16 protein-coding genes and 1 pseudogene are annotated in these 23,339 nt (G+C 73.7%); 10 read left to right on the forward strand and 7 right to left on the reverse strand.

All coding sequences use genetic code 11. The features are described 5' to 3' along the window. Positions 1–103 precede the first annotated feature (103 nt). The 4 genes from ACIPAE_RS21835 to ACIPAE_RS21850 all read right to left on the reverse strand — a co-directional run bounded on the left by ACIPAE_RS21835 (position 104) and on the right by ACIPAE_RS21850 (position 3,696). The gene (locus tag ACIPAE_RS21835; protein ID WP_329365737.1) at positions 104–877 is read right to left on the reverse strand and encodes an SDR family oxidoreductase; all 774 of its coding nucleotides are present in this window, start codon (positions 875–877) and stop codon (positions 104–106) included. A gap of 46 nt (positions 878–923) precedes the next feature. Then, on the reverse strand, positions 924–1,577 hold the full coding sequence (locus tag ACIPAE_RS21840; RefSeq protein WP_402447285.1) for an MOSC domain-containing protein: 654 nt from the start codon (positions 1,575–1,577) through the stop codon (positions 924–926). 17 nt (positions 1,578–1,594) lie between these two features. Beyond that, complete coding sequence (locus tag ACIPAE_RS21845) at positions 1,595–2,371, reverse strand: GNAT family N-acetyltransferase (protein ID WP_402447286.1); 777 nt, start codon at positions 2,369–2,371, stop codon at positions 1,595–1,597. A gap of 251 nt (positions 2,372–2,622) precedes the next feature. Then, on the reverse strand, positions 2,623–3,696 hold the full coding sequence (locus tag ACIPAE_RS21850) for an aminotransferase class V-fold PLP-dependent enzyme (protein WP_402447288.1): 1,074 nt from the start codon (positions 3,694–3,696) through the stop codon (positions 2,623–2,625). 84 nt (positions 3,697–3,780) lie between these two features. Here ACIPAE_RS21850 and ACIPAE_RS21855 point away from each other — a divergent pair, with 84 nt between their 5' ends. Further along, complete coding sequence (locus ACIPAE_RS21855) at positions 3,781–4,809, forward strand: LysR substrate-binding domain-containing protein (protein WP_402447290.1); 1,029 nt, start codon at positions 3,781–3,783, stop codon at positions 4,807–4,809. A 342-nt stretch (positions 4,810–5,151) separates the two neighbouring features. Here the strand turns inward: ACIPAE_RS21855 and ACIPAE_RS21860 are convergent. Further along, positions 5,152–5,433: pseudogene (locus ACIPAE_RS21860) on the reverse strand (WhiB family transcriptional regulator); the annotation flags it as partial. A 514-nt stretch (positions 5,434–5,947) separates the two neighbouring features. Here ACIPAE_RS21860 and ACIPAE_RS21865 point away from each other — a divergent pair. From ACIPAE_RS21865 to ACIPAE_RS21880, 4 genes are all read left to right on the forward strand, one after another. After that, positions 5,948–6,559, forward strand: a complete 612-nt coding sequence (locus ACIPAE_RS21865; RefSeq protein ID WP_003948568.1) for a response regulator transcription factor — start codon at positions 5,948–5,950, stop codon at positions 6,557–6,559. A 608-nt stretch (positions 6,560–7,167) separates the two neighbouring features. Next, positions 7,168–7,785 carry an RNA polymerase sigma factor ShbA gene (gene shbA / locus ACIPAE_RS21870; RefSeq protein ID WP_328468178.1) on the forward strand — a complete coding sequence of 206 codons (618 nt, stop codon included), beginning with the start codon at positions 7,168–7,170 and terminating at the stop codon, positions 7,783–7,785. Positions 7,786–8,134: 349 nt separating this feature from the next. Further along, positions 8,135–9,634, forward strand: a complete 1,500-nt coding sequence (gene guaB, locus ACIPAE_RS21875) for an IMP dehydrogenase (protein WP_329365728.1) — start codon at positions 8,135–8,137, stop codon at positions 9,632–9,634. A gap of 180 nt (positions 9,635–9,814) precedes the next feature. Next, positions 9,815–10,936, forward strand: coding sequence for a GuaB3 family IMP dehydrogenase-related protein (locus ACIPAE_RS21880; RefSeq protein ID WP_329365726.1), 1,122 nt, complete (start codon positions 9,815–9,817; stop codon positions 10,934–10,936). A 129-nt stretch (positions 10,937–11,065) separates the two neighbouring features. Here ACIPAE_RS21880 and ACIPAE_RS21885 read toward each other — a convergent pair whose 3' ends face one another. Beyond that, positions 11,066–11,707: a hypothetical protein gene (locus ACIPAE_RS21885; RefSeq protein WP_329365724.1), complete on the reverse strand. Its 642-nt coding sequence runs from the start codon at positions 11,705–11,707 to the stop codon at positions 11,066–11,068. Positions 11,708–11,894: 187 nt separating this feature from the next. After that, positions 11,895–13,181, reverse strand: coding sequence for a nucleotide sugar dehydrogenase (locus ACIPAE_RS21890; RefSeq protein ID WP_366411448.1), 1,287 nt, complete (start codon positions 13,179–13,181; stop codon positions 11,895–11,897). Positions 13,182–13,507: 326 nt separating this feature from the next. Here ACIPAE_RS21890 and ACIPAE_RS21895 point away from each other — a divergent pair, with 326 nt between their 5' ends. The 5 genes from ACIPAE_RS21895 to ACIPAE_RS21915 all read left to right on the forward strand — a co-directional run bounded on the left by ACIPAE_RS21895 (position 13,508) and on the right by ACIPAE_RS21915 (position 23,325). Continuing rightward, complete coding sequence (locus tag ACIPAE_RS21895) at positions 13,508–15,214, forward strand: glycerol-3-phosphate dehydrogenase/oxidase (protein WP_366411447.1); 1,707 nt, start codon at positions 13,508–13,510, stop codon at positions 15,212–15,214. Positions 15,215–15,274: 60 nt separating this feature from the next. After that, positions 15,275–17,047, forward strand: a complete 1,773-nt coding sequence (locus ACIPAE_RS21900; RefSeq protein WP_402447294.1) for a serine/threonine-protein kinase — start codon at positions 15,275–15,277, stop codon at positions 17,045–17,047. A 181-nt stretch (positions 17,048–17,228) separates the two neighbouring features. Continuing rightward, positions 17,229–19,079, forward strand: a complete 1,851-nt coding sequence (locus ACIPAE_RS21905; protein ID WP_402447296.1) for a serine/threonine-protein kinase — start codon at positions 17,229–17,231, stop codon at positions 19,077–19,079. A 150-nt stretch (positions 19,080–19,229) separates the two neighbouring features. Further along, a complete protein-coding gene (locus ACIPAE_RS21910; RefSeq protein ID WP_402447298.1) occupies positions 19,230–21,386 on the forward strand; it encodes a protein kinase in 2,157 nt (718 codons plus the stop codon). Between the two features lie 301 nt (positions 21,387–21,687). Then, complete coding sequence (locus ACIPAE_RS21915) at positions 21,688–23,325, forward strand: succinic semialdehyde dehydrogenase (protein WP_329365711.1); 1,638 nt, start codon at positions 21,688–21,690, stop codon at positions 23,323–23,325. Positions 23,326–23,339: the final 14 nt, after the last annotated feature.

A 23,339-nucleotide genomic window follows, 5' to 3' on the forward strand; every position in this document is an offset into this window, starting at 1 on the left:
AGGCCCCTTGAGGCCCCGAGGGCCCGCCACCCCGTTCACGGAGTGGCGGGCCCCGGTCGTTCCCGCGGATGGGTTCCCGCGGTGGCCGGCCCTCGCCGCGCGGTCAGCCCTTCGGGTCGAACCGGCCGGTCCGGCTGGAGGCCGCGCCGAAGAGGGCCGGCGGCACATGGCGGGCGAGCGAGACCGCCACCTTGTAGCGGGCCGACGGCACGCTGATCGTGCGGCCCCTGGCCAGGTCGCGCAGGGCGGTGGCGACGACCGCGTCCGCGTCGAGCCAGGCCCACGACGGCAGCCGGGAGGCGTCCATGCCGGCCCGGGCGTGGAACTCGGTGCGCACGAACCCCGGGCACAGGGCGAGGAAGCGCACCCCCGAGCCGCGCAGTTCGTGCGACAGCCCTTCGGTGAACCGCACCACCCACGCCTTGCTCGCGCCGTACGTGCCGCGCGGCACGTAGGCCGCGACCGAGGCGACGTTCACCACGAAGCCGCGCCGTCGCTCCCGCATCCCCTCCACCGCGGCCGTGGTCAGCCGCAGCACCGCCTCGCAGTGCACCTTGATCATCCGCACCTCGTCCTCGACGGGCACGTCGAGGAAGGTGCCGCCGTGGCCGAACCCGGCGTTGTTCACCAGCACGTCCACCGGCCGGGCGGAGTCGCGCAGCCGCGCCTCGACCGCCTCGATCCCGGTGTCCGTCGCGAGGTCGGCGGCCAGCACCTCCACCTCGACGCCGTGCCGCTCGCGCAGGTCCGCCGCGAACCGGGCGAGCCGGTCGGCGTTCCGGGCGACCAGCACCAGGGCGTGATCGTCGGCGGCGAGCCGGCGGGCGAAGGCCGCGCCGAGGCCCGCGGTCGCCCCGGTCACCAGAGAAGTCGTCATACCGCCACCCTAGAAGGGCCGGGCCGCGCCTGGCGCCCCGCCGCGGTCAGCGGTCCAGCCGCCGCCGGATCTGCGCCCGGTCCGCGGCCGGGAAGGCGGCCAGGTCGACCAGCAGCGGCAGCAGTTCGGGCTCGCTGGTCACCGCGCGGAACGCCACCGCCACGGTCACCTCGTGCGCCGGCCGGTCCACCACGTCCACCGCGTCGCCCGCGCCGACCTCGCCCGCCTCGATCACCCGCAGATACGGTCCCGGCCGGGCGGCCCGCACGAACCGCCGGGTCCACCCGCCCTCCGCCAGCCATCCGGCGAAGGTCGCACACGGGATGCGCGGGCAGGACACCTCCAGCAGCGCGGAGCCGATCCGCCAACGCTCCCCGATCAGCGCCGCGTTGACATCGATCCCGGCCGTGGTCAGGTTCTCCCCGAAGGAGCCGTTGGGCAGCTCCCGGCCCAACTCCTGCTGCCAGCGGTCCAGATCCTCCCGGGCGTACGCGTACACGGCCTGGTCGTCGCCGCCGTGGTGCTTCACGTCGTACACCCGGTCACCCGCGAGCCCGACCGCGCCGGTTCCCTTCGGACCAGGCGCCGCCACGGCCACCGGACCGGGCACCGGCCGCTTGTCGATGCCGGTCGCGGGCAGCTGCTTCCACTGATTCGGCTGCGGCCGACCGATGTTGACGGTCAGCACCTTCCGGTCCATCGTCCGCCGCCCCTTCGTCAGTCCGCCGCGAGGATGTACGGCGTGGTGACGGCCAGCGCGGCGAAGCCCAGCCGCTCCAGGATCGGCCGGCTCTGGTCCGAGGCGTCCACCTGGAGGTAGCGGCAGCCGCGCGCGGCGGCGATACGGGCGCGGTGCGCGACCAGCGCGCGGTAGATGCCGCGGCCACGCCACTCCTCGACGGTGCCGCCGCCCCACAGGCTCGCGAACTCCGTGCCCGGGTGGAACTCCATCCGGGCGCCGCACACCGGCCGCTCGCCCGCCATCGCCACGGTCATCTCCACGTCGGGACCGCCGACTTCGGCCAGCAGCCGCTCCCTCAGGCGGGCGGATTCCGTGCCGAACGCCTGGTCGTGCACGTCCGCGATCAGGTGCACGCCCGCCGCGTCCGTCACCGGCTCCAGCCGGACCCCCTCCGGCACCGGGGTGTCCGTCGGCAGCGCCGCGATCTCCGCGACCATCAGGGTCTCCGGGGGTTCGGCGACGAACCCCGCGGCGGTCAGCCGCTCGGGGAGGTCCGCGGGCAGGTCGTACGAGTACAGCTTCCACTCGAACTCGCGGCCCTTGCCTTCGGGGGAGCGCAGCCATGTCCGCTGCGCGGCGATCGCCCGGTCCGCCTTCGCGCCCTCCTCCGCGGTGAACCCCGACCACACGACTCCGGCCCACCCGTTCGGGCCGTCGCCCTCGACCAGGCGCACGACCCCCTCCGCCGTCACCGGTCCCGCCCCCCGCCGGATCTGGCCGTCAAACGTCTTCCGCAGCTGCCCCATGTCCATCCCCGCACTCTAGGGGGCCCCTGTCCCCCCGGGCTGCCCCTTTTTCCCCGTCCGGGACCTCGCGGCCGGTGGGTGGTTGTGCGCGCCGTTCTCCCCCGGAGCTCCGCCTGGGAGGTGCCCCCACGCGCCCCTGAGCAACTGCGGCTCGCCGCGTGCTTGCCCCGGGGGACCCGGGCATGTCCGCGCAACCGGCCACCGGGAGGTGGTCCCGGAGCCGACAGCACGAGGCACCCCGGGGGGTCAGGGGTCCCTCAGGGAGCAAGGGCGTTCAGGACCCGCTCCACGTCGGCTGACGTGTTGTGGAGGTGGACCGCCAGACGGATGGCGCCGAGGGGCGCGGAGAAACGGATGCCGGCGGCGGAAAGGCGGCTCGGGTAGGAGGAGGGCGCCCCCGGCACCGAGACGATCGCCGAGTCCCCCGGCACCGCGGGATACCCGAGCGCGGCGAACCCTTCGCGCAGGCGTGCCGCGAGCGCGAGGTCGTGGGCACGGACGGCGTCCACGCCCAGCTCGGCGAGGAGCGAGAGGGACGCGGCGGCACCGACGAACGGCAGATACGCCGGGCGGGAGTCGAAGGCGTGCGCGGCGGCCGCGAACCGCTCGATCGGGCCGTAGCAGTTCGCCCACCGGTCCGCCGCGGCGTACCACCCGGCGGAGCCGGCGGACAGGGCGTGCTCCGCCCCTTCCCGCACCGTGAGGAAGCAGGCTCCGTGCGGGCTCACCAGCCACTTGTAGCCGTGGGCCACCACGAAGTCGTAGTCGTCGGCGCACAGCGGCAGCCACCCCACCGACTGGGTGCCGTCGATGAGGACGCGGGCCCCGGCCGCCGCGGCGGCCGAGCGGATCGCCGGGAGGTCGGCCACCCGGCCGTCCGCGGACTGCGCACCGCTGACCGCGACCAGCGCGGTGGAGGGCCGGACCGCGTCGGCGATCCCCTCCAGCGGCACCAGCCGCAGCTTCAGGTCCGCGCGGGCCGCGAAGGGCTGGACCAGCGAGCTGAAGTCCCCCTCGAAGGCGACCACCTCCGCCCCGGCGGGCAGCGCGGCGGCGATCAGGCCGACCGCCTCGGCGACGGTACTGGCCAGCGCCACCCGCTCGACGGCGACGCCGACCAGCCCGGCGTACGCGGCCCGCGCGGCGGCCACCGCGGCTTCGTATCCGTCGAGGTCGGGCCGGCCGGCCGCCCACGCGTCGACGGCGGACCGCAGCGCGGCGGCGGTACGGGCCGGCGCCAGCCCGTGGCTGGCCGTGTTGAGGTACCCGGGCGCGATGCCCGCGTACTCGGAGCTGACGATTTCCTGGAAGCGGGAGGCGTCGGTGTCCATGACTCCTGAGCCTGACGGCTCCTCGTCCCAAAGTCCATCAACGATGTCTGTCGTGTACATCCAAGCTCCGCTTATGGTTGTGGGGTGATCGAGGCACGACATCTACGAGTGCTGCGCGCGGTGGCCCGTACCGGTTCCTTCTCCGCCGCGGCCCGCGAACTGGGCTGTACCCAGCCGGCGGTGAGCCAGCAGATGAAGGCGCTGGAGGGCGCGGCGGGCACCCCGCTGCTGGTCCGCGGTGCCCGCGAGATGCGGCTGACGGAGGCCGGCGAGGTGCTGGTGCGGCATGCGGCGGGCATCCTCGCCGGGCTGACCGCGGCCGAGGAGGAGGTCGCGGCGATCGCCGGGCTGCGGGCCGGACGGGTCCGGCTCGCCTCCTTCCCCTCGGGCAGTTCCACGCTCGTGCCGACCGCGGTGGCCGATCTGCGTGCCCGCCATCCGGACACCCGCGTCTCGCTGGTCGAGGCGGAGCCGCCCCGGTCGGTGGAGATGCTGCGGGCCGGCGACTGCGACATCACGCTCGCCTTCCGGTACGTGGACCTGCCGACCCCGGCCGAGGAGTCCTGGTCGGACCTGGTGGTGCGCCCCCTGTTCACCGACCGCCTGGTCGGCCTCGTCCCCGAGGGCCACCGGCTGGCGAAGGCGGGAACGCAGACGGGGGCGGAGCCGGGAGCCGGGACGGAGAGCGGGGCGCCGACAGCGGCGGTGGCCGACACGCGTGCCGCCGCGGGCCCGCACGGCTCCCGCGCGGGCGGGGCGCCCGTGCCGTACGCGGAGCTGGCCGCCGAGCAGTGGATCGCCGGCTGCCCGCGCTGCCGCCGGCACCTGGTCGAGGTCTGTGAGCGGGTCGGCTTCACCCCCCGGATCGACTTCGCGACCGACGACTACCCGGCGGTGGTCGGCCTGGTCGCCGCCGGTCTGGGCGTGGCCGTGCTGCCCGAACTCGCCCTCGCGGCGGTGCGGACCGACGGGGTGGCCGTGCTGGAGATGGCCCCCGCGGTGGAGCGCGAGGTCGTGGCGCTCACCCTCCCCGACCTCGCCCACGTACCGGCGGTGGACATGATGCTCACCCGGCTGAGCCGGGCGGCGCTTCGTTCCCGAGTCCCCCGATGACCCCCCTCCGATGACCGAGCCCCCCGACACCCCCCGGCGGGGCCCGTGGGGACCCCGTCTGAAAAATCGATTCTTCGGAACGGTCGCGGTATCCCGCGGTCAGTAGATGCGCACCGCTTCGGTGTCGCGGTCGGGCTCCATGCCGAGGTCGGGCTCGCCGTCGTACGGGTCGTAGTCGTCGTGGGCGTCGTGGCCGGCGTGCGGGCCGTCCTCGTCGGCGTCCGCCGCGGCTTCGGCGGCGTCGGCCTCCTCCAGGTCCGCGTCGGCGTAGCGCTCGTACCGCTTGCGCTCGCGGTCCCGCTCACGTTCGCGCTCGCGTTCGTCGTCGTCCCGGTCGTTGGCGCGGTGGCGCGAGCGGCCCATCATGGCCTCGCGCTCGTCCTCGGTGAGCCCGCCCCACACTCCGTACGGCTCGCGTACGGCCAGTGCGTGGGTGGCGCACTCCGCGCGGACCGGGCAGCGCATGCACACCTCCTTGGCGGCGGCCTCGCGCGCGCTGCGGGCAGCGCCGCGCTCGCCCTCGGGGTGGAAGAACAGCGAGCTGTCGACGCCGCGGCAGGCGGCGACGAGCTGCCAGTCCCATAGGTCCGCGTTCGGGCCGGGAAGGCGGGAGAAGTCTGCCATTGCTCATCCCCTCGAAGCGTGGGTGACGGCCTGGGAGGTCGGCTTCGCTCAGCCGTACGTCCGACCGTACATCTACTGTCGTAGTAGATGTAAATATGACTCATCGCCAATCTAGCGGCGATTACCCCACGCACCAGAAAAGAGCCGCCAAACAGTGCAAATTCCGGCATAAGACCCGTTTGGCAGAATTCGCGAACCCGATCGCTGCGCCGCGCGGGTGGCGCGTCACCCCTCGCGCGGCTGAACCAGGCCGCCCGTCACCTCGGAAATCACGGCCGCCTCGCCCATCTGACCTGCGACATGGTCGATCCGTACACGCATGATCACGTAGAGTGCACACGACTGCGATCCGACGTCGTAACTCTTTCGGGTGAGGGTCGTTGAGTGTGGCGGAAGCGGTTGGCGGGATCACGTGATTCGGGCACTTGCCCGAGCCGTCAGCCCCAACGGTGAAGATTCGTACTTCGTACAGCCTGGAGGCACAAGTGACGCGGTTCAGCTGCGGAGGGCGGTCATGACTTCCGTCCTCGTCTGCGACGACTCCCCGCTCGCCCGAGAGGCCCTGCGCCGCGCGGTGGCCACCGTGCCCGGCGTCGAGCGCGTTACCACCGCGGCCAACGGCGAGGAAGTCCTCCGCCGCTGGGGTGCCGACCGCTCGGACCTCATCCTGATGGATGTCCGCATGCCCGGCCTCGGCGGCGTGGAGACGGTACGGCGGCTGCTGTCCGCCGACCCCGGCGCCCGCATCATCATGCTCACCGTCGCCGAGGACCTGGACGGGGTGGCGCTCGCCGTGGCGGCCGGCGCCCGCGGCTACCTGCACAAGGACGCCTCGCGCGCCGAACTGCGGGCCACCGTCACCCAGGCGCTCGCCGACCCGACCTGGCGGCTCGCCCCGCGCCGGCTGCGCTCGGCCGAGATGGGCGCCGCGCCCACCCTGACCGCCCGCGAGATCCAGGTGCTCGAAGGGATGAGCCACGGCCGCTCCAACGCGGAGATCGGCCGCGAGCTGTTCCTGTCCGAGGACACCGTCAAGACGCACGCCCGGCGGCTGTTCAAGAAGCTCGGTGCCTCCGACCGGGCGCACGCGGTCGCCCTCGGCTTCCGCTGGGGCCTGGTCCGTTAGGGCCGTGTCCCGGTGGGTGTCGGCGGGTCCATTCGGTCGCCCGGACCCCCGGCCGACCTCGGCGAACTCCCGTGGAACTGCCGCGGGAACGCCGGGAAGTCACCGGCGGGTCCTCGGTTTCCCGGGGGAGGACGCATGCTTGACGTATGGACTTCCTCGGGGATCGGTGGGGGCCGGGTATGGCGGAGATGACGGCGGCGGGCGCGCGAGCGCGGCCGTCCGTGCCCGCTCCCGGTGTGAACGGCGGGCCTGACGCCGTGCGGAGCGCGCCTTCCGGTGCGGCTTCCGCGGCTTCGGCAGCCTCGGCTGCTCCGGCGGTGCCGGGCGCCGTGCCAGGCGCGCGGTCGTCCGTTGCCGCGCGCGGCACTTCGTCCGGGGCGCCGTCCGCGGCGCGGTCCGGAACCGGGTCCCCGGCAGGGGCCGGAACCGGGGCCGGAACGGGCGTCGCAACTGGCGTCGCGACCGGGTCCGATGCCGCGGGCGACTCCGTCCCGGAGGCCGGGCCGGGGGCTCCGTCGGGTGCCGTGCCGGGCGGACCGCATAACGCTTCGGTGCAGAAGTACGGCCGCGATGCGGCGAATCGTCCGGTGGCGAGGCACCATGGGGGGATGCGTGACGACGACCCCCCGGCCATCGGTGCCCTCGTTCGTCGCGCGGTCGACGGGGATCAGCGGGCCACCCACGACCTGCTCGCCGCCGTTCACCCCCTCGCCGAGCGCTACTGCCGGACCAGGCTGTCCCGTCTGCCCGGTGACGCGCGGCACTTCGTGGACGACCTCGCCCAGGAGGTCTGCCTCGCGGTGCTGTGCGCGCTGCCCCGCTACCGCGACCTCGGCCGCCCGTTCGAGGCGTTCGTCGTATCGATCGCCGCGCACAAGATCGCCGACCTCCAGCGGGCCGCGATGCGCGGTCCCGGCGCCGCGGTGCCGTCCGACGAGATGCCGGAGAAGCCGGACGACTCGCTCGGGCCCGAGGAGCGCGCGCTGCTCAACAGCGACGCGGCGTGGGCCCGCAAGCTGCTCGCCCGCCTCCCCGACCACCTGCGCGAGCTGGTGCTGCTGCGGGTCGCGGTGGGCCTGAGCGCGGAGGAGACCGGGCAGGTGCTGGGCATGTCGCCGGGTGCCGTCCGGGTCGCCCAGCACCGCGCGCTCAGCCGGCTGCGGGCGATCGCGGAGGAGTCCGGCGCGGTGTCGGCCGAGACGGACGCGTCGGGCCTGAGCGCGTAGCCGTTCCGGGTACAGCGGTTCGGCGGGTTCGGCGGTTCCGGGGTCGACCGGCGGTCCGGGAGGGTCGTTCGGGTTGAGTCGTTCCGGGGTGAGTTCCCGGTCGGTCGTTCCCGCTCACGCGTTCCGGGGGCGCTCGTTGCCGGTCACGCGTTCCGGGGCGGCCGTCCGCGGGCGGCTGTTCGCGGGGAGCCGCCGTTCCGGGGCCGGGGCGCCCGCGTCCCCGGGCGGTGCGGGCGACGCGCGGGGGTGGCGAAGCCGACAGACCGGGCGGCTCCGGGCGGTCAGGGGAATAGCGGCAAAGCCACTACCATTGAACAACTCGCCGGGCAAGACCATTCGGGAAGGTGTCATGTCGCTGAACGCCGACGGAGTAGCCGAGAAGTTCGCCACGCTCGGGCTCACCTACGACGATGTGCTGCTGCTCCCGGGGGCGTCCTCGGTGCTGCCGCACCAGGTGGACACCTCCTCCCTGATCTCGCGGAACGTCCGGGTGAACATCCCGCTGCTCTCCGCCGCGATGGACAAGGTCACCGAGGCGCGGATGGCGATCGCGATGGCCCGCCAGGGCGGCGTCGGCGTGCTGCACCGCAACCTCTCGGTCGAGGACCAGGTCAGCCAGGTCGACCTGGTCAAGCGCTCCGAGTCCGGCATGGTCACCGACCCGATCACGGTCCGGCCCGACGCCACCCTCGGCGAGGCCGACGCGCTGTGCGGCCGGTTCCGGATCAGCGGCGTGCCGGTCACCGACGAGGCCGGGCGGCTGCTCGGCATCGTCACCAACCGCGACATGGCCTTCGAGTCCGACCGCAACCGCCAGGTCCGCGAGGTCATGACCCCGATGCCGCTGGTCACCGGCAAGGTCGGCATCTCCGGCACCGACGCGATGGCGCTGCTGCGCCGGCACAAGATCGAGAAGCTGCCGCTGGTCGACGACGAGGGCCGGCTCAAGGGCCTGATCACCGTCAAGGACTTCGTCAAGGCCGAGCAGTATCCGCACGCCGCCAAGGACGCCGAGGGCCGGCTGCTGGTCGGCGCGGCCGTCGGCGCCAGCCCCGAGGCGCTCGACCGGGCCCAGGCACTGGCCGCCGCCGGCGTCGACTTCCTGGTGGTCGACACCTCCCACGGCCACAACAGCAACGCGCTGGACTGGATGGCGAAGATCAAGTCCAGCGTCCAGGTCGACGTGGTCGGCGGCAACATCGCCACCCGCGACGGCGCCAAGGCGCTGCTCGACGCGGGCGTCGACGGTGTCAAGGTCGGTGTCGGCCCCGGCTCGATCTGCACCACCCGGGTGGTCGCCGGCATCGGTGTGCCCCAGGTCACGGCGATCTACGAGGCGGCGCAGGTCTGCATCGACGCCGGTGTCCCGGTGATCGGCGACGGCGGCCTGCAGTACAGCGGCGACATCGGCAAGGCGCTGGCCGCGGGCGCGAGCAGCGTCATGCTCGGCAGCCTGCTGGCCGGGTGCGAGGAGTCGCCCGGGGAGCTGCTGTTCATCAACGGCAAGCAGTTCAAGTCCTACCGCGGGATGGGCTCGCTCGGCGCGATGCAGTCGCGCGGGCAGGCCCGGTCGTACTCCAAGGACCGTTACTTCCAGGCCGACGTCTCCTCCGACGACAAGCTCGTTCCCGAGGGTGTCGAGGGGCAGGTCGCCTACCGCGGTCCCCTCTCGGCGGTCCTCCACCAACTGGTCGGCGGGCTGCGGCAGACCATGGGGTACGTCGGCGCGGCGGGCATCGCCGAGATGGAGTCCAAGGGGAAGTTCGTCCGCATCACGGCCGCGGGGCTCAAGGAGTCCCACCCGCACGACATCCAGATGACCGTCGAGGCCCCCAACTACCACGGCTGAACCCGGACGGGACCGCCCGGGTCGCCTGCTTGCCGATCTGCCCGGACCTTGCGGTCCGCGGGCGGCTTGTCGCGCAGTTCCCCGCGCCCCTGGATCACTGCGGCTGCTTCCGGGGCAGGCAACCCACCCGGGGGGACCCGTCATACTGGGCTGCGCAGGACGTACAGAGAGGCGTAGGACGTGACTGAGATCGAGATCGGGCGGGGCAAGCGGGGCCGCAGGGCGTATGCGTTCGACGACATCGCCGTGGTGCCCAGCCGGCGGACCCGGGACCCCAAGGAGGTCTCGATCGCGTGGCAGATCGACGCCTACCGGTTCGAGCTGCCGTTCCTGGCCGCGCCGATGGACTCGGTGGTCTCCCCCGAGACGGCGATCCGGATCGGCAACCTGGGCGGCCTCGGGGTGCTGAACCTGGAAGGGCTGTGGACGCGGTACGAGGACCCGGAGCCGCTGCTCGCGGAGATCGCCGAGGTCGACGACTCCCGGGCCACCGCGCGGCTCCAGGAGATCTACGCGGCGCCGATCCGCGAGGAGCTGATCGGCCAGCGGATCAAGGAGGTGCGCGACGCCGGGGTGACCACGGCGGCGGCGCTGTCGCCGCAGCGTACGGCGCAGTTCTCCAAGGCCGTGGTGGACGCGGGCGTCGACCTGTTCGTGATCCGCGGCACCACGGTGTCGGCCGAGCACGTCAGCGGGTCGCACGAGCCGCTGAACCTGAAGCAGTTCATCTACGAGCTGGACGTGCCGGTGATCGTCGGCGGCTGCGCCACGTACACCGCGGCGCTGCACCTGATGCGGACCGGGGCCGCGGGCGTGCTGGTCGGCTTCGGCGGCGGGGCCGCGCACACCACGCGGAACGTGCTGGGCATCCAGGTGCCGATGGCGACCGCCGTCGCGGACGTCTCGGCGGCCCGCCGGGACTACATGGACGAGTCCGGCGGCCGGTACGTACACGTCATCGCGGACGGCGGCTTCGGCGCGAGCGGCGACCTGCCCAAGGCGATCGCATGCGGCGCGGACGCGGTGATGATGGGCTCCCCGCTGGCCCGTGCCACCGACGCGCCCGGCCGCGGCTTCCACTGGGGCATGGAGGCGGTCAACACCGAACTGCCGCGCGGCAAGCGGATGAACCTCGGCACCGCCGGGACCACCCAGGACATCCTGCTCGGCCCGTCGCACGCCCCTGACGGCTCGATGAACTTCTTCGGCGCCCTGCGCCGCTCGATGGCCACCACCGGCTACTCGGACCTGAAGGAGTTCCAGCGCGTCGAGGTCACCGTGTCGCCGACCCACCACCGCTGAGGCCGGGAGCACCGGAACCGGAGCGCCGGAGCCGGAGCACCGGAGCCGGAGCCCCCGACCGGGAGCACACGAAGGGGCCCGTACCGCGTCCGCGCGGTACGGGCCCCTTCGTCATGCGGTGGTGGCGGCTCAGCTTTCGCCCATCCGCTTGGCCAGGCCGAAGGCGGCGAGCGCGGCGAAGATCAGGAAGAAGACCCGCATCGCGCCGAAGTCCGACTTCCACGCCTTGAAGAGGGTGCCGAAGTGGTGGAAGAGCAGCTGGCTGACGGAGAGGTCCCCGCCCTGCTGGCTGATGTAGTGGCTGATGACCAGCGCGCCGCCGAAGATCTCGCCGAACATCACCGAGAGCAGCGCGAGCACGATCGCCACGAACGGCAGCGCGAGGTTGCGGCCGCCGACCTTGCCCATCGCGACGCCGATCAGCGCGCCGACCGCGAGCGCCGCGTAGCGGAACTCGACCGTGGTGCCGTCGCTCTTGGCCATGGCGCGCAGCAGCCCGCCGTAGGCGAGCGCCGCGACGATGGCGACCACGACGCCGGCCACGATGCCCAGGCCCACGTTGTCGCGGTGCTGGGCGACCGCCGGCGGCGGGTAGGCGTTCGGGTTGAAGGCGGGTGCGGCCTGCGGAGCGCCGTACGGGTTCTGCGGCTGGTTCTGCGGCTGGCCGTACGGGCTCCCGGCCGGCGGCTGGCCGTAGGGGCTGCCGGGCGGCTTCGGGGCGAACGGGTTCTGGCCGGACGGCTGTTGCGGAGGTGGGAAGTTGGCGCTCACGAAAGGTTCCCCCGGGGACGGAAGCGGGTATCGCACAAGGTTGCGCAGGTGCGAAACAGTGACGCCGAAATCTAGCAGGGGGGGATGACAATCGGACAAGATGCTTCATCTGCTCGTTACAGGACCACGACAAGTGTGCGCAACCTCCGCCCCACGGGACCCTGTTGTCCCGTCCCGGGCCCGCGGCCTACAGCCGGGCCGCCGCTCCCGCGGGGGTCGCGCCCCTGGTGTCCAGCAGGAGTTGGGCCTTGACCGCCAGCCCCTGGAGGTCGTAGGTGCGGTGGTGCTGGAGCAGCAGCGTCAGGTCGGCGTCGGCGGCGGCCTCCCACAGCGAGTCGGCGCGCGGCACCGGATGGTCGAGAACGCGCCACTGCGGCACGTACGGGTCGTGGTAGCAGAGTTGGGCGCCCAGTTCCATCAGCCGGGTGCCGATCTCCCGGGCCGGCGCGCCCTCCTGGTCGGCGAGGTCCGCCTTGTAGGTGACACCGAGCAGCAGCACCCGGGCGCCGCGCAGTGACTTGCCGTGCTCGTTGAGCAGGGCCGCGGCGCGCTGCACCACGTAGCGCGGCATGCGGCCGTTGACCTCCTGGGCGAGTTCGACCATGCGCAGCGGGTGGCCGGGGGTGCGCGGGCGGCCGGTGCCGCCGCCGGTGCCGGTGGCGAAGTGCGGTGCCGCGTTGGGGTCGAGGGGCACCGCGTGGCCGCCGACGCCGGGGCCCGGGCGGAACGCCTGGAAGCCGAACGGCTTGGTCTCCGCGCAGCGGATCACGTCCCACAGGTCGACGCCGAGGTCGTGGCAGTAGACCGCCATCTCGTTGGCGAAGGCGATGTTGACGTGCCGGTAGTTGGTCTCCAGCAGCTTGACCGCCTCGGCCTCGCGCGGGCCGCGGGCGCGTACCACCCGCTCGCTCAGCCGGCTGTAGAAGGCGGCCGCCGCCTCGGTGCAGGCGGGGGTGAGGCCGCCGACCACCTTGGGGATGTGGGAGAGCGGGAAGTCGCGGTTGCCGGGGTCGAGCCGGCCGGGGGAGTAGGCGAGGTGGAAGTCGCGGCCGGCCCGCAGCCCGCCGGCCTCGATCAGCGGCCGCAGGTACTCCTCGGTGGTGCCCGGGTGCACCGCCGACTCCAGGACGACGGTGGTGTGCGGGCGCAGGTGCCCGGCGAGCGCGCGGGCGGCGGCGGCGACCGCGGTCAGGTCCAGCGCGTGGTCCTCGCCGAGCGGGGTAGGAGCGCAGATCACAGCGGTTCTGACCCGGCCGAGCACCGCGGGGTCGCTGGTCGCGCGGAAGCCGCCGGCCAGCATCCGGCGCAGTTCGGCCGCGGCCAGGGTGCCCGGCGGCACCCGGCCGGCGTTGATGTCGGCCACGACGGCCGGATCGGGGTCGTAGCCGATGGTGCCGATACCGGCGGCGGTGGCCGCCTGCGCGAGGGGGAGACCGGTATGGCCCAGTCCGAGTACGGCGAGGTCTGCGGGCATCGTTGCGGGTCCTCTCCCTGGAGCCGACCCTCGGTGAGACACACAAAGAGGCTCACAGATGGTTTTAAAACAGGCTAACCAGACAAATCACTGATATGACCACACGGCGCGCCGGGCAGCGCTGGCCGGTCGGCGCGGGTGCGGTCACTATCGAGAGGGAGCGGGTAGGTACGCGGCGGCCCGGTCCGACCGCGCCACCAGCCGCGGAACACGCTGTGGCGGCGACGCCACGGCACCGATCGGCAGGCGGCAGCGCGACACCGCGCGACAGCGAGCGACACCGAGACACCGAGCGACACCGCAGCGACGCAGTCACGGAGGCACGGATGCGTACGACATCACTCGGCCCGGCGGAAAGGGCCCAGGCTCTCGCCCGGATGGCCGAGCACGAACTGGACATCCTGGTCGTGGGCGGCGGCGTGGTCGGCGCGGGCACCGCGCTGGACGCCGCCACCCGCGGCCTGTCGGTGGGCCTGGTCGAGGCCCGCGACTGGGCGTCCGGCACGTCGAGCCGGTCGAGCAAGCTCATCCACGGCGGCCTGCGCTATCTGGAGATGCTGGACTTCGCCCTGGTCAGAGAGGCGCTGAAGGAGCGCGGCCTGCTGCTGGAACGGCTGGCCCCGCACCTGGTCAGGCCGGTGCCGTTCCTCTACCCGCTCCAGCACAAGGGCTGGGAGCGGCTCTACGCGGGCTCCGGCGTGGCGCTCTACGACGCGATGTCGATCTCCTCCGGGCACGGCCGCGGCCTGCCCGTCCACCGCCACCTCAGCCGCAAGCACGCGCTGCGGATCGCGCCCGCGCTGCGCAAGGACGCCCTGGTCGGCGCCCTGCAGTACTACGACGCCCAGGTCGACGACGCCCGCCTGGTGATGACGCTGGTGCGCACCGCGGCGTCGTACGGCGCGGTGGTGGCCAACCAGGCCCGCGTGGTCGGGTTCCTGCGCGAGGGCGAGCGGGTGGTCGGCGCCCGGGTCGAGGACCTGGAGGCCGGCGGCGAGTACGAGGTCAGGGCCCGTCAGGTGGTCAACGCGACCGGGGTGTTCACCGACGACACGCAGGCCCTGATCGGCGAGCGCGGCCAGTTCCACGTCCGCGCCTCCAAGGGCATCCACCTGGTCGTGCCGAAGGACCGCATCCACTCCAGCACCGGGCTGATCCTGCGGACCGAGAAGAGCGTGCTCTTCGTCATCCCGTGGGGCCGGCACTGGATCGTGGGCACCACCGACACCGACTGGGACCTGGACAAGTCGCACCCGGCCGCGTCCAGCGCCGACATCGACTACCTGCTCGAACACGTCAACTCGGTGCTCGCCACCCCGCTGACCAGGGACGACGTCCAGGGCGTGTACGCGGGCCTGCGGCCGCTGCTGGCCGGCGAGTCCGACGCGACCAGCAAGCTGTCCCGCGAGCACACCGTCGCCCACCCGCTGCCGGGCCTGGTGGTGGTGGCCGGCGGCAAGTACACCACCTACCGGGTGATGGCCAAGGACGCGGTGGACGAGGCCGTGCACGGCCTGGACCGCAAGGTGGCCGGCTGCTGCACCGAGGAGGTGCCGCTGCTCGGCGCCGAGGGCTACCAGGCGCTGTGGAACGGCCGGGCCCGCACCGCCGCCCGTACCGGCGTGCACGTCGCCCGGGTGGAGCACCTGCTCAACCGGTACGGCACGCTCGCCGAGGAGGTGCTGGCGCTGATCGACGAGGACCCCTCGCTCGGCGAACCGCTGCCCGCCGCCGACGACTACCTGCGCGCCGAGATCGTCTACGCGGCCCAGAGCGAGGGTGCCCGTCACCTGGAGGACGTGCTGACCCGCAGAACGCGTATCTCGATCGAGACCTTCGACCGCGGCACCGGAAGCGCGCGCCCCGCCGCGGAGTTGATGGCACCCGTGCTGGGCTGGGACCAGGCGCAGATCGACAAGGAAGTCGAGTACTACGAGAAGCGGGTCGAGGCCGAGCGCGAGTCGCAGCTCCAGCCCGATGACCAGACCGCGGACGCCGCTCGGTTGGGCGCGCCCGATATCGTGCCTCTCTAGGCGCCAAGTTCGCCTGGGCGCAAGACGGGAGGCGCCCGCGGGGGACCGGAAGGGCACGACATGAATGGGGCCGGACACGGCGACGAAGGGCGGCTCGTCGCGGGCCGCTACCGGCTGCTCGAACGCATCGGCCGGGGTGGGATGGGCACGGTGTGGCTGGCCGAGGACGAACTCCTCGGCCGGCGGGTCGCGGTGAAGAAGCTGCACCCGCCGCAACCGCACATGGACGACGAGGAGATGGCCACCCTCTTCGAGCGCACCAGACGCGAGGCCCGGGCCGCCGCGCGGATCAGCCATCCCAACGTGGTGGTCGTGCACGACGTGGTCGACGACGCCGGGCTGCCGTCGATAGTGATGGAGTACGTCCCCTCGGTCACCCTGGGCGAACGGCTCAAGGCGCAGGGCCCGTTGGAGCCGGCCGAGGCCGCCCGGGTGGGCCGCGGCATGGTCGCCGCGCTGCGCGCCGCCCACCGCGCCGGGGTGCTGCACCGCGACGTGAAGCCCGGCAACGTGCTGCTCGGCGAGGACTCCCGGATCGTCCTCACCGACTTCGGCATCGCCCAGGCGTCCGGCACCTCGACCCTCACCCGCACCGGCGAACTCATCGGCTCCATCGACTTCCTGAGTCCGGAGCGGATACGCGGCGTCCTGCCCGGGCCCGAGTCGGACCTGTGGGCGCTGGGCGCGACCCTGTACCAGGCGGTCGAGGGCATCTCGCCGTTCCGCCGCCCCACCGCGATCGAGACCGCGTACGCCATCGCCGAGGAGCCGCTCGAACCGCCGGGCAAGGCCGGGGTGCTCGCCGACCTCATCGCCGGACTGCTCGTCAGGGACCCGCAGCAGCGGCTGTCGGCCGAGGATGCCGAGCGGATGCTGCGGCTGCCGGCCGCGGAGACGGACACCGCGGAGGTGGAGCGCGAGCGGTTCGGCGCCGAGCAGTCGCCCCGCACCGGGACCACCGTCGTCACACCGCTGGGCACGGGCACGGCGGCCGGCCCGCAGCAGGGCGCGGACGCCGCTCAGGAGCACCCTGGCGGTGCTGCGGGAGCCGCGGGCGGCCCGGGGACGCCGCCCGGCCCGGGGGAGCCCGAGCCGGGCGGGCAGGGCCGGGACGACGACACACCGCGGAGCCCGCAGCACAGCGACTCGCTCGCCTCCCACCGGTCGGGCACCGCCCCACGCCGCCGGCGCCGCGCCCTGCCGTGGATCGCGGCCGTCGCCGTGGCCGCCCTGGCCGCCGGCGGCGCGCTGTACGCCGTCCACCGCTCCCACAGCGGCGGCGCGGACGACTCCGCCGTCGGCAGTCCGACACCGACCGCTCCGACCAGCGCCCCGGCTCCCACCACGGCCCCCGCGCCGACCACACCGCCGCCGCCGAAGCTCCCGGCCGGCTACCGGCTCGCCACGGAGCAGCACGACGGCTACGACTACTCCTTGCCCGTGCCCGAGGGGTGGACCAGGTCCACGCCGAACGGCAGCGACGAGGTCGACTGGCTCACCGCCGACGGGCTGGTCGGGCTGAAGGTCAACGCGCTGCCGTTCGGCAGCACCGATCCCCTGGAGCACTTCGAGGAACTGGAACCGCAGACCGAGAAGCAGGTCGACGGCTACCACCGCAAGCGGATGGACCGCACCCTGGTCCTCGGCGAGCGGGCCGCGCTGTGGGAGTTCACCTTCAAGGGCAAGATCCGCGACTGGCACGCCATCGACATGGGCTTCGGCAAGCCGGGCGGCACCGAGTACGCGATCTACCTGTCGGCCCCCGAGGCCCAATGGCAGCAGTGGCTACCGGTGTTCAACAACGCCGTCGCCGGATTCCGGGCCAAGGACTGACCTGCGGGGTTCGCAAGCACCTTCCCCGTTCGGGGATGATGGGTAGCCGAACCGCCCGACAACCGCCGCCGGTGAAGCCGTTGGCGGCTGCCGCCATCCGGCACGCGCGCAGGCGAGCACCGGTGCGCGCCGCCACCCCGGGAACCAGGCACCCACCCGGAAGACACGACAGAGGGATTCCATGAGCGAGGACGAAGGTACCGACGGACGCCTGCTCGCCGACCGGTACCGCCTCGGTGGCGTGCTCGGCAAGGGCGGCATGGGCACCGTGTGGCGCGCGGTCGACGAGACGCTCGGCCGCAGCGTCGCCGTGAAGGAGCTGCGCTTCCCCGGCAACGTGGACGAGGACGAGAAGCGCCGGCTGGTCACCCGCACCCTGCGCGAGGCGAAGGCCACCGCGCGCATCCGCAACACCGGCGCCATCACGGTCTTCGACGTCGTCAAGGAGGACGACCGGCCGTGGATCGTCATGGAGCTGGTCGAGGGCCGCTCGCTGGCCGACGCGATCCGTGAGGACGGGCCGCTCTCCGCCCGGCGCACCGCGGAGATCGGCCTGGTGCTGCTCGACGTGCTCAAGGCCGCGCACGCGGAGGGCATCCTGCACCGCGACGTGAAGCCGTCCAACGTGCTGCTCGCGGAGACCGGCGACGACGAGGAGGGCCGGGCCTCGGGCAGCGGGCGGGTCGTGCTCGGCGACTTCGGCATCGCGCTGATCGACGGCGACCCGTCGGTGACGTCCACCGGCATGCTCGTCGGCGCGCCGTCGTACATCTCGCCCGAGCGGGCCCGCGGCCAGAAGCCCGGCCCGCCCGCCGACCTGTGGTCGCTCGGCGCGCTGCTGTACGCCTCCGTCGAGGGCCACCCGCCCTACGACAAGGGCTCCGCGATCGCCACCCTCACCGCGGTGATGACCGAGCCGGTCGGGCCGATGCGCAACGCCGGGCCGCTCGCCGAGGCGATCAACGGGCTGCTGGTCAAGGACCCGGACCGGCGGCTGGACGACGCGGGCGCGCGGCGGCTGCTCAACGCCGTGGTGAACGCCCCGGAAGAGCCGGTCGAGCCGGCCGCCGACCCGACCAGCGTGATGCCGATGCCGTCGGTGCCACCCACCGTGGGTACCGCGATCGACCCCCAGCCCGTGCCGACGGACGCGCCGCCCGCCGCCCGCAAGGCCGCGATCGACCAGGCCAGGGCACGCGAGGCGCTGCGCGCGCTGCGCAAGGCGACCGACCGGAAGGTGCCCGCCGGAGCGGGTGCGGCGGCCCCGGCCGGACCGGCGCGCGCGCCGCTGAGCGACGTGGTGCCGCGCCGCACCATGGTGATCGTCATCGCCTTGGTGGTGCTGGCGCTGCTGGGCACCGTGATAGGCATCGCGATAGCCAACTCCGGTGGCGGCGACGGCAAGAGCGGCAAGGGCGCGTCCGGCGGCGGCGCGCCGAGCACCTCCGCCCAGGGCACCGACGAGAACGCGGCCAAGGAGAAGGGCCAGGGCCAGGACCCCGACGGCGCGGCCGGGTCGCCCAGCACGGCCGGCACGGCCGCCTCCACCACCCCGCCGGCCTCCGGGTCCGGCACCGACGCCCTCCCCCAGGGCTGGCACACCTTCAAGGACTCCGAGGGCTTCTCGATCGCGCTCCCCGCGGGGTGGAAGCGGGTCGGCGACGACGGCTACGGCGTCGGCTCGCGCTTCAAGGGCAGCGGCGGCGAGAACCTGCTGGTGGACTGGACCCACAGCCCGGGCAAGAGCGCCCTGCACAACTGGCAGGTCTCGGCGGCCGCCGCGCCCGGGCAGATGAAGAACTACCACCAGATCAAGGTGGCTTCCGCGGACTACCGTGACTACGACGCCGCCGACTGGGAATACACCCGGCAGCAGAACGGCAAGGCCGTACATGTCCTGAACCGCGGCATGGTGACGGACAAGAAGCACGGCTACGCCCTGATGTACACCACCCCGGCCGGCGCGTGGGGCAGCGACGTGAACCAGCACAGGCTCACGACCTTCTTCAGTACCTTCAAACCGGCCAAGTAGGCGGGGCGAAGCACGTAAGGTGAGTGCGTGTGGACTGTCCGCAGCCGGATACGGACCGACTCGCCGTCGGAAGTGTCCGGACCTGAAAGGGCCTGACCGTTTCGGGTGCGCGGGCGGATGAGCGAACGGGCGGGCCGGAAGGGGGGCGCCGTGGAGGAGTACGCAGGACGGGTGCTCGCTGAGCGCTACCGGCTGCCCCGGCCGCCCGCCGACGAGTTCGAACTCGTCGAGAGCCGCGCCTTCGACACCTACAGCGGCCAGGAGGTCCTGGTCCACCAGGTGCTGCTGCCCGAGGTGGTCAGCGCCGACCCCGGCGAGGAGGGCCCCGGCGGGTCCGACGGCGCCGAGGGGCTGGACGAGAGCGCCCGGCGCGCCCTGGAGGCGGCCCGCACCGCGGCCGCCATCCCCGACCACCCGCGGCTGGTCCAGGTCTTCGACATCTTTGTCGAGGACGGCAGCCTGTGGATCGCGAGCGAACTGGTGTCCGCCCGGTCGCTGGCCGCGTTACTCGCCGAGCGCCCGCTGGACGCCTACCGCGCCGCCGAGGTCGCCTCCGACGTGCTGACCGCGCTGCGCGCCCTGCACGCCACCGGCTGGACGCACCGCAACGTCACCGCGAGCACCGTGCTGGTCTGCGACGACGGCCGCGCGATGCTCGCCGGCCTGGCCGCGGGCGCCGCCCAGGAGGCGCTGTGCGGATACGACCCGGTGCCCGAGCAGGTGCTCGCCGGCGGCACCGACGCGGACCCCGACGACTGGCACGGCCCGCGGTCCGCGCTGGAACAGGAGCGGGCCCGGCAGAACCGCATCACCGTGGTCGGCGCCGTCACCGAGCGCTGGGCGCCCGAGCAGGCGCACGAAGTGCACGAGAACTGGCGGCTGTCCCCGCCGGTCGGCCCGGCCGCCGACCTGTGGGCGCTCGGCTCGCTGCTGTTCCGCAGCGTCCAGGGCCACCCGCCCTTCCCCGAGGAGAGCGCGGCCGAACTCGTCCAGCTGGTCTGCGCGGAGCCGCCGGCCTTCGCCGAGGAGTGCGGCCCGCTGCGGCCGATCGTGGAGTCGCTGCTGCGCCCGGACCCCGAGGAGCGGCCGGAGGCCGAGGAGCTGGGCGGCTGGCTGCGCTCGCTGATCCGCTCCGCGCCCGAACCCGACCTCGGCGTCAGCACCGTGCAGGTGCCCACCGACCCGGCGAAGCTGCCGGTGAAGCGGCGCCGGGGCGAACTGGTCCGGCGGCGCCGGCGGAAGGCGGCCGCCGAGGAGGCCGGCGCCCAGCACCGCAGGCACGCCCGCGGCAAGCAGGCCAAGGTGGGCCGCCCGCCGAAGCCGCCCAAGCCCGCCAAGCTGCCGAAGGCGCCCGGTGCCACGACCGCCCTCGGGATGTCCGGCACCGGTCCGGCCCCCGCCGCGCCGGTCGCGCCGGCCGCGTCGATGGAAGCGACCCGCCCGGCCAAGGCGGCCCGGCAGCCGCGCCCGTCCGTGCCGGCCCAGCCCACCGCCGGCCGTAGCGGCCCGCGCACCGCGGCCCGCCCGCACATCCACGAGGAGGACGTCGTCTACCGGCGTCCCGACGGCAGCGACGACTCGCCGCGCCGGCTCGGGGTGCGGCTGCTGATCGCGGTGCTGGTGATCCTCGCGGCCGCGGTGGCGTACGCCCTGCTGGTGATGCCGCACCGCGGCGACTCCTCCGACGGCGCGAAGGCCGACCGCAGCGTGCCGGCCCGGATGCCGAACCCCGGTGCGGGCAAGGGCGACGGCAAGGGGGACGCCTCCACGGCGCCGTCCACCGGCACCTCCGCGCCCGCCGGCAAGTCCCCGACCAAGCCCGCGAAGACGGCGCCCGCCTCCCCGTCGGGACCCGCGCTCGGCCCCGGCTACGCGCTGCGGCACGACGCGGCCGGCTTCTCCGTCGCGGTGCACACCGGCTGGCAGCGCTCGGGCCCCAACGCCCAGGACGAGGTCACCTACTCCGGCGACGACCTCCAACTCACCGTGGTCCCCGGCCGCGACAAGTCCTCCGCGCGCGGCACCGACCCGGTCGCCTACCAGCTCAACGAGCCGGAGCTGTCCGACTTCCGCTCCTCGTCCTGGTCCTCCGCGTCGGGCCTGCAGTCCCTGACGCTCGACGGCCACCCGGCGGCCGAGGGCGAGTACACCTACCGCAACTCCAGCGGCCAGGGCGTGTACGCGCGGAACCTCGCCATCCTGATCGACGGGAAGTACCACATCGTGCTGGTCACCGGCCTGGACAACCAGCGGGCGGCGGTCCAGCAGGCGTTCGACAAGGCCGTCCAGACCTACACCGCGAACTGACCCCGGCCCGGCCCCAGGCCCGACGGTCCGTCAGCCCGCCGCCCGTTCGCGGTCCCGCTCGTTCGCCGGTCCGTGCGTGCGCCCGCCGCCGGTCGTTCGCCTGCCGTCCTTCCGTTCGCCCGCCGGACCGCCGTCCTTCCGTTCGCCCGCCGGACCGCCGTCCGTCCGCCCGCCTGTTCGACCGTGCTGACCTGCGAAGATCACCACGATGCCATTGCACGCTGGCGTGGTTGCAGAAGTCACGGAGAAAAAAGCTACTGATGGGTACCCACGGCGGGCCGGTCGCCGTACCCTCACCGGCATGACGGATTCGCCGGAAAGCGTGACACGCAGTGCCTCCCTCACCGACGGCAGCACCGACAACCCCGTCGCGCCGCAGCCCGCCACCGCACGCGGCCCGCGGGATGTCGTCACCCCCGACCTCGTCGCCCGGCTGACCCGGGGCGTGCTCGGCTCCGGCCGCACCGCCGGCCACACCCCGCTGACCGGCGACAAGCTCGCCGACCTGCCGGAGGCCACCCCGGACGACGTCGCCGAGGCGTACCGCCGCGCCCGCGCCGCCCAGACCGGCTGGGCGGCGACCTCCGTACGCGAGCGCGCCCGGGTGCTGCTGCGCTTCCACGACCTGGTGCTCGCCCGGCAGGCCGAAGTCCTCGACCTGATCCAGCTGGAGACCGGCAAGGCGCGGCTGCACGCCCACGAAGAGGTGCAGGTGGTCGCGATGGCCGCCCGGCACTACGGCTTCAAGGCGCCCGCCTACCTCAGGCCGAAGCGGCACACCGGCGCCGTGCCCACCCTCACCAAGGCGCTCGAAGTGCGCCAGCCGCGCGGGGTGGTGGGGCAGATCGCGCCCTGGAACTACCCGCTGGAGCTGTCCGTCGGCGACGCGCTGCCCGCCTTCGCGGCGGGCAACGCGGTGGTGATGAAGCCCGACACCGAGACCGCGCTGACCGCGCTGTGGGCCCGCCGGCAGCTCATCGAGGCCGGGCTGCCCGAGGACGTCTGGCAGATCGTGATCGGGGACGGCCCGGTGGTCGGCCCCGCGGTGGTCGAGCACGCCGACTACGTCTCCTTCACCGGCTCCACCCGCACCGGCCGCGAGGTCGCCCAGCGCGCCGCCGCCCGGCTGGTCGGCGCCTCGCTCGAACTCGGCGGCAAGAACGCCCTGCTGGTGCTGCGCGACGCCGACCTGGACCGGGCCGCGGCCGGCGCGGTGCGGGCCTGCTTCGCCTCCGCCGGGCAACTGTGCATCTCCATCGAGCGGTTGTTCGTGCACGAGTCGGTCGCCGACGCCTTCACCGCGAAGTTCGTCGAGCTGACCCGCTCGCTGCGGCTCGGCACCGCGCTGGCGTACGGCGCGGGCATGGGCTCGCTGGTCGGGCCGCGGCAGCTCGACGTGGTCACCCGGCATGTGGACGAGGCCCGGGAGAAGGGCGCCACGGTGCTCACCGGCGGCCGCCCGCGCCCCGACATCGGCCCGTACGTCTACGAGCCGACGGTGCTGACGGGCGTCGAGGCCCCGATGGCGGTGTGCGCCGAGGAGACCTTCGGCCCGGTGGTGTCCGTCTACCGCTTCCACGACGAGGACGAGGCGGTCGAGCGCGCCAACGCCACCGAGTACGGCCTCAACTCCAGCGTGTGGACCCGCGACGTCCGCCGCGGCACCGCGCTCGCGGCCCGGCTGCGCTCCGGCACGGTCAACGTCAACGAGGCGTACGCGGCGGCCTACGGCAGCGTGCGGGCGCCGATGGGCGGCATGAAGGACTCCGGGCTCGGCCGCCGGCACGGCTCGGAGGGCATCGTGAAGTACACCGAGGCGCAGACTATCGCGGTGCAGCGGCTGATGCCGATGGGCCCGGCGTTCGGCATGAGCGACGAGAAGTACGCGGCGCTGCTCAACGCCTCGCTGCGGCTGATGAAGGGGCTGCACATCCGCTGAGCGCGGCCCGGCTC

This window comes from Streptomyces sp. NPDC087270 (genome assembly GCF_044744625.1).
Lineage (GTDB): Bacteria > Actinomycetota > Actinomycetes > Streptomycetales > Streptomycetaceae > Actinacidiphila.

Excerpts from the sequence above, each read along its gene's own strand:
- ACIPAE_RS21835 (WP_329365737.1), bottom strand. The coding sequence starts at position 877 with ATGACGACTTCTCTGGTGACCGGGGCGACCGCGGGCCTCGGCGCGGCC.
- ACIPAE_RS21840 (WP_402447285.1), bottom strand. The coding sequence starts at position 1,577 with ATGGACCGGAAGGTGCTGACCGTCAACATCGGTCGGCCGCAGCCGAAT.
- ACIPAE_RS21845 (WP_402447286.1), bottom strand. The coding sequence starts at position 2,371 with ATGGACATGGGGCAGCTGCGGAAGACGTTTGACGGCCAGATCCGGCGG.
- ACIPAE_RS21850 (WP_402447288.1), bottom strand. The coding sequence starts at position 3,696 with ATGGACACCGACGCCTCCCGCTTCCAGGAAATCGTCAGCTCCGAGTAC.
- ACIPAE_RS21865 (WP_003948568.1), top strand. The coding sequence starts at position 5,948 with ATGACTTCCGTCCTCGTCTGCGACGACTCCCCGCTCGCCCGAGAGGCC.
- shbA (WP_328468178.1), top strand. The coding sequence starts at position 7,168 with ATGCGTGACGACGACCCCCCGGCCATCGGTGCCCTCGTTCGTCGCGCG.
- guaB (WP_329365728.1), top strand. The coding sequence starts at position 8,135 with ATGTCGCTGAACGCCGACGGAGTAGCCGAGAAGTTCGCCACGCTCGGG.
- ACIPAE_RS21890 (WP_366411448.1), bottom strand. The coding sequence starts at position 13,181 with ATGCCCGCAGACCTCGCCGTACTCGGACTGGGCCATACCGGTCTCCCC.
- ACIPAE_RS21895 (WP_366411447.1), top strand. The coding sequence starts at position 13,508 with ATGCGTACGACATCACTCGGCCCGGCGGAAAGGGCCCAGGCTCTCGCC.
- ACIPAE_RS21900 (WP_402447294.1), top strand. The coding sequence starts at position 15,275 with ATGAATGGGGCCGGACACGGCGACGAAGGGCGGCTCGTCGCGGGCCGC.
- ACIPAE_RS21905 (WP_402447296.1), top strand. The coding sequence starts at position 17,229 with ATGAGCGAGGACGAAGGTACCGACGGACGCCTGCTCGCCGACCGGTAC.
- ACIPAE_RS21915 (WP_329365711.1), top strand. The coding sequence starts at position 21,688 with ATGACGGATTCGCCGGAAAGCGTGACACGCAGTGCCTCCCTCACCGAC.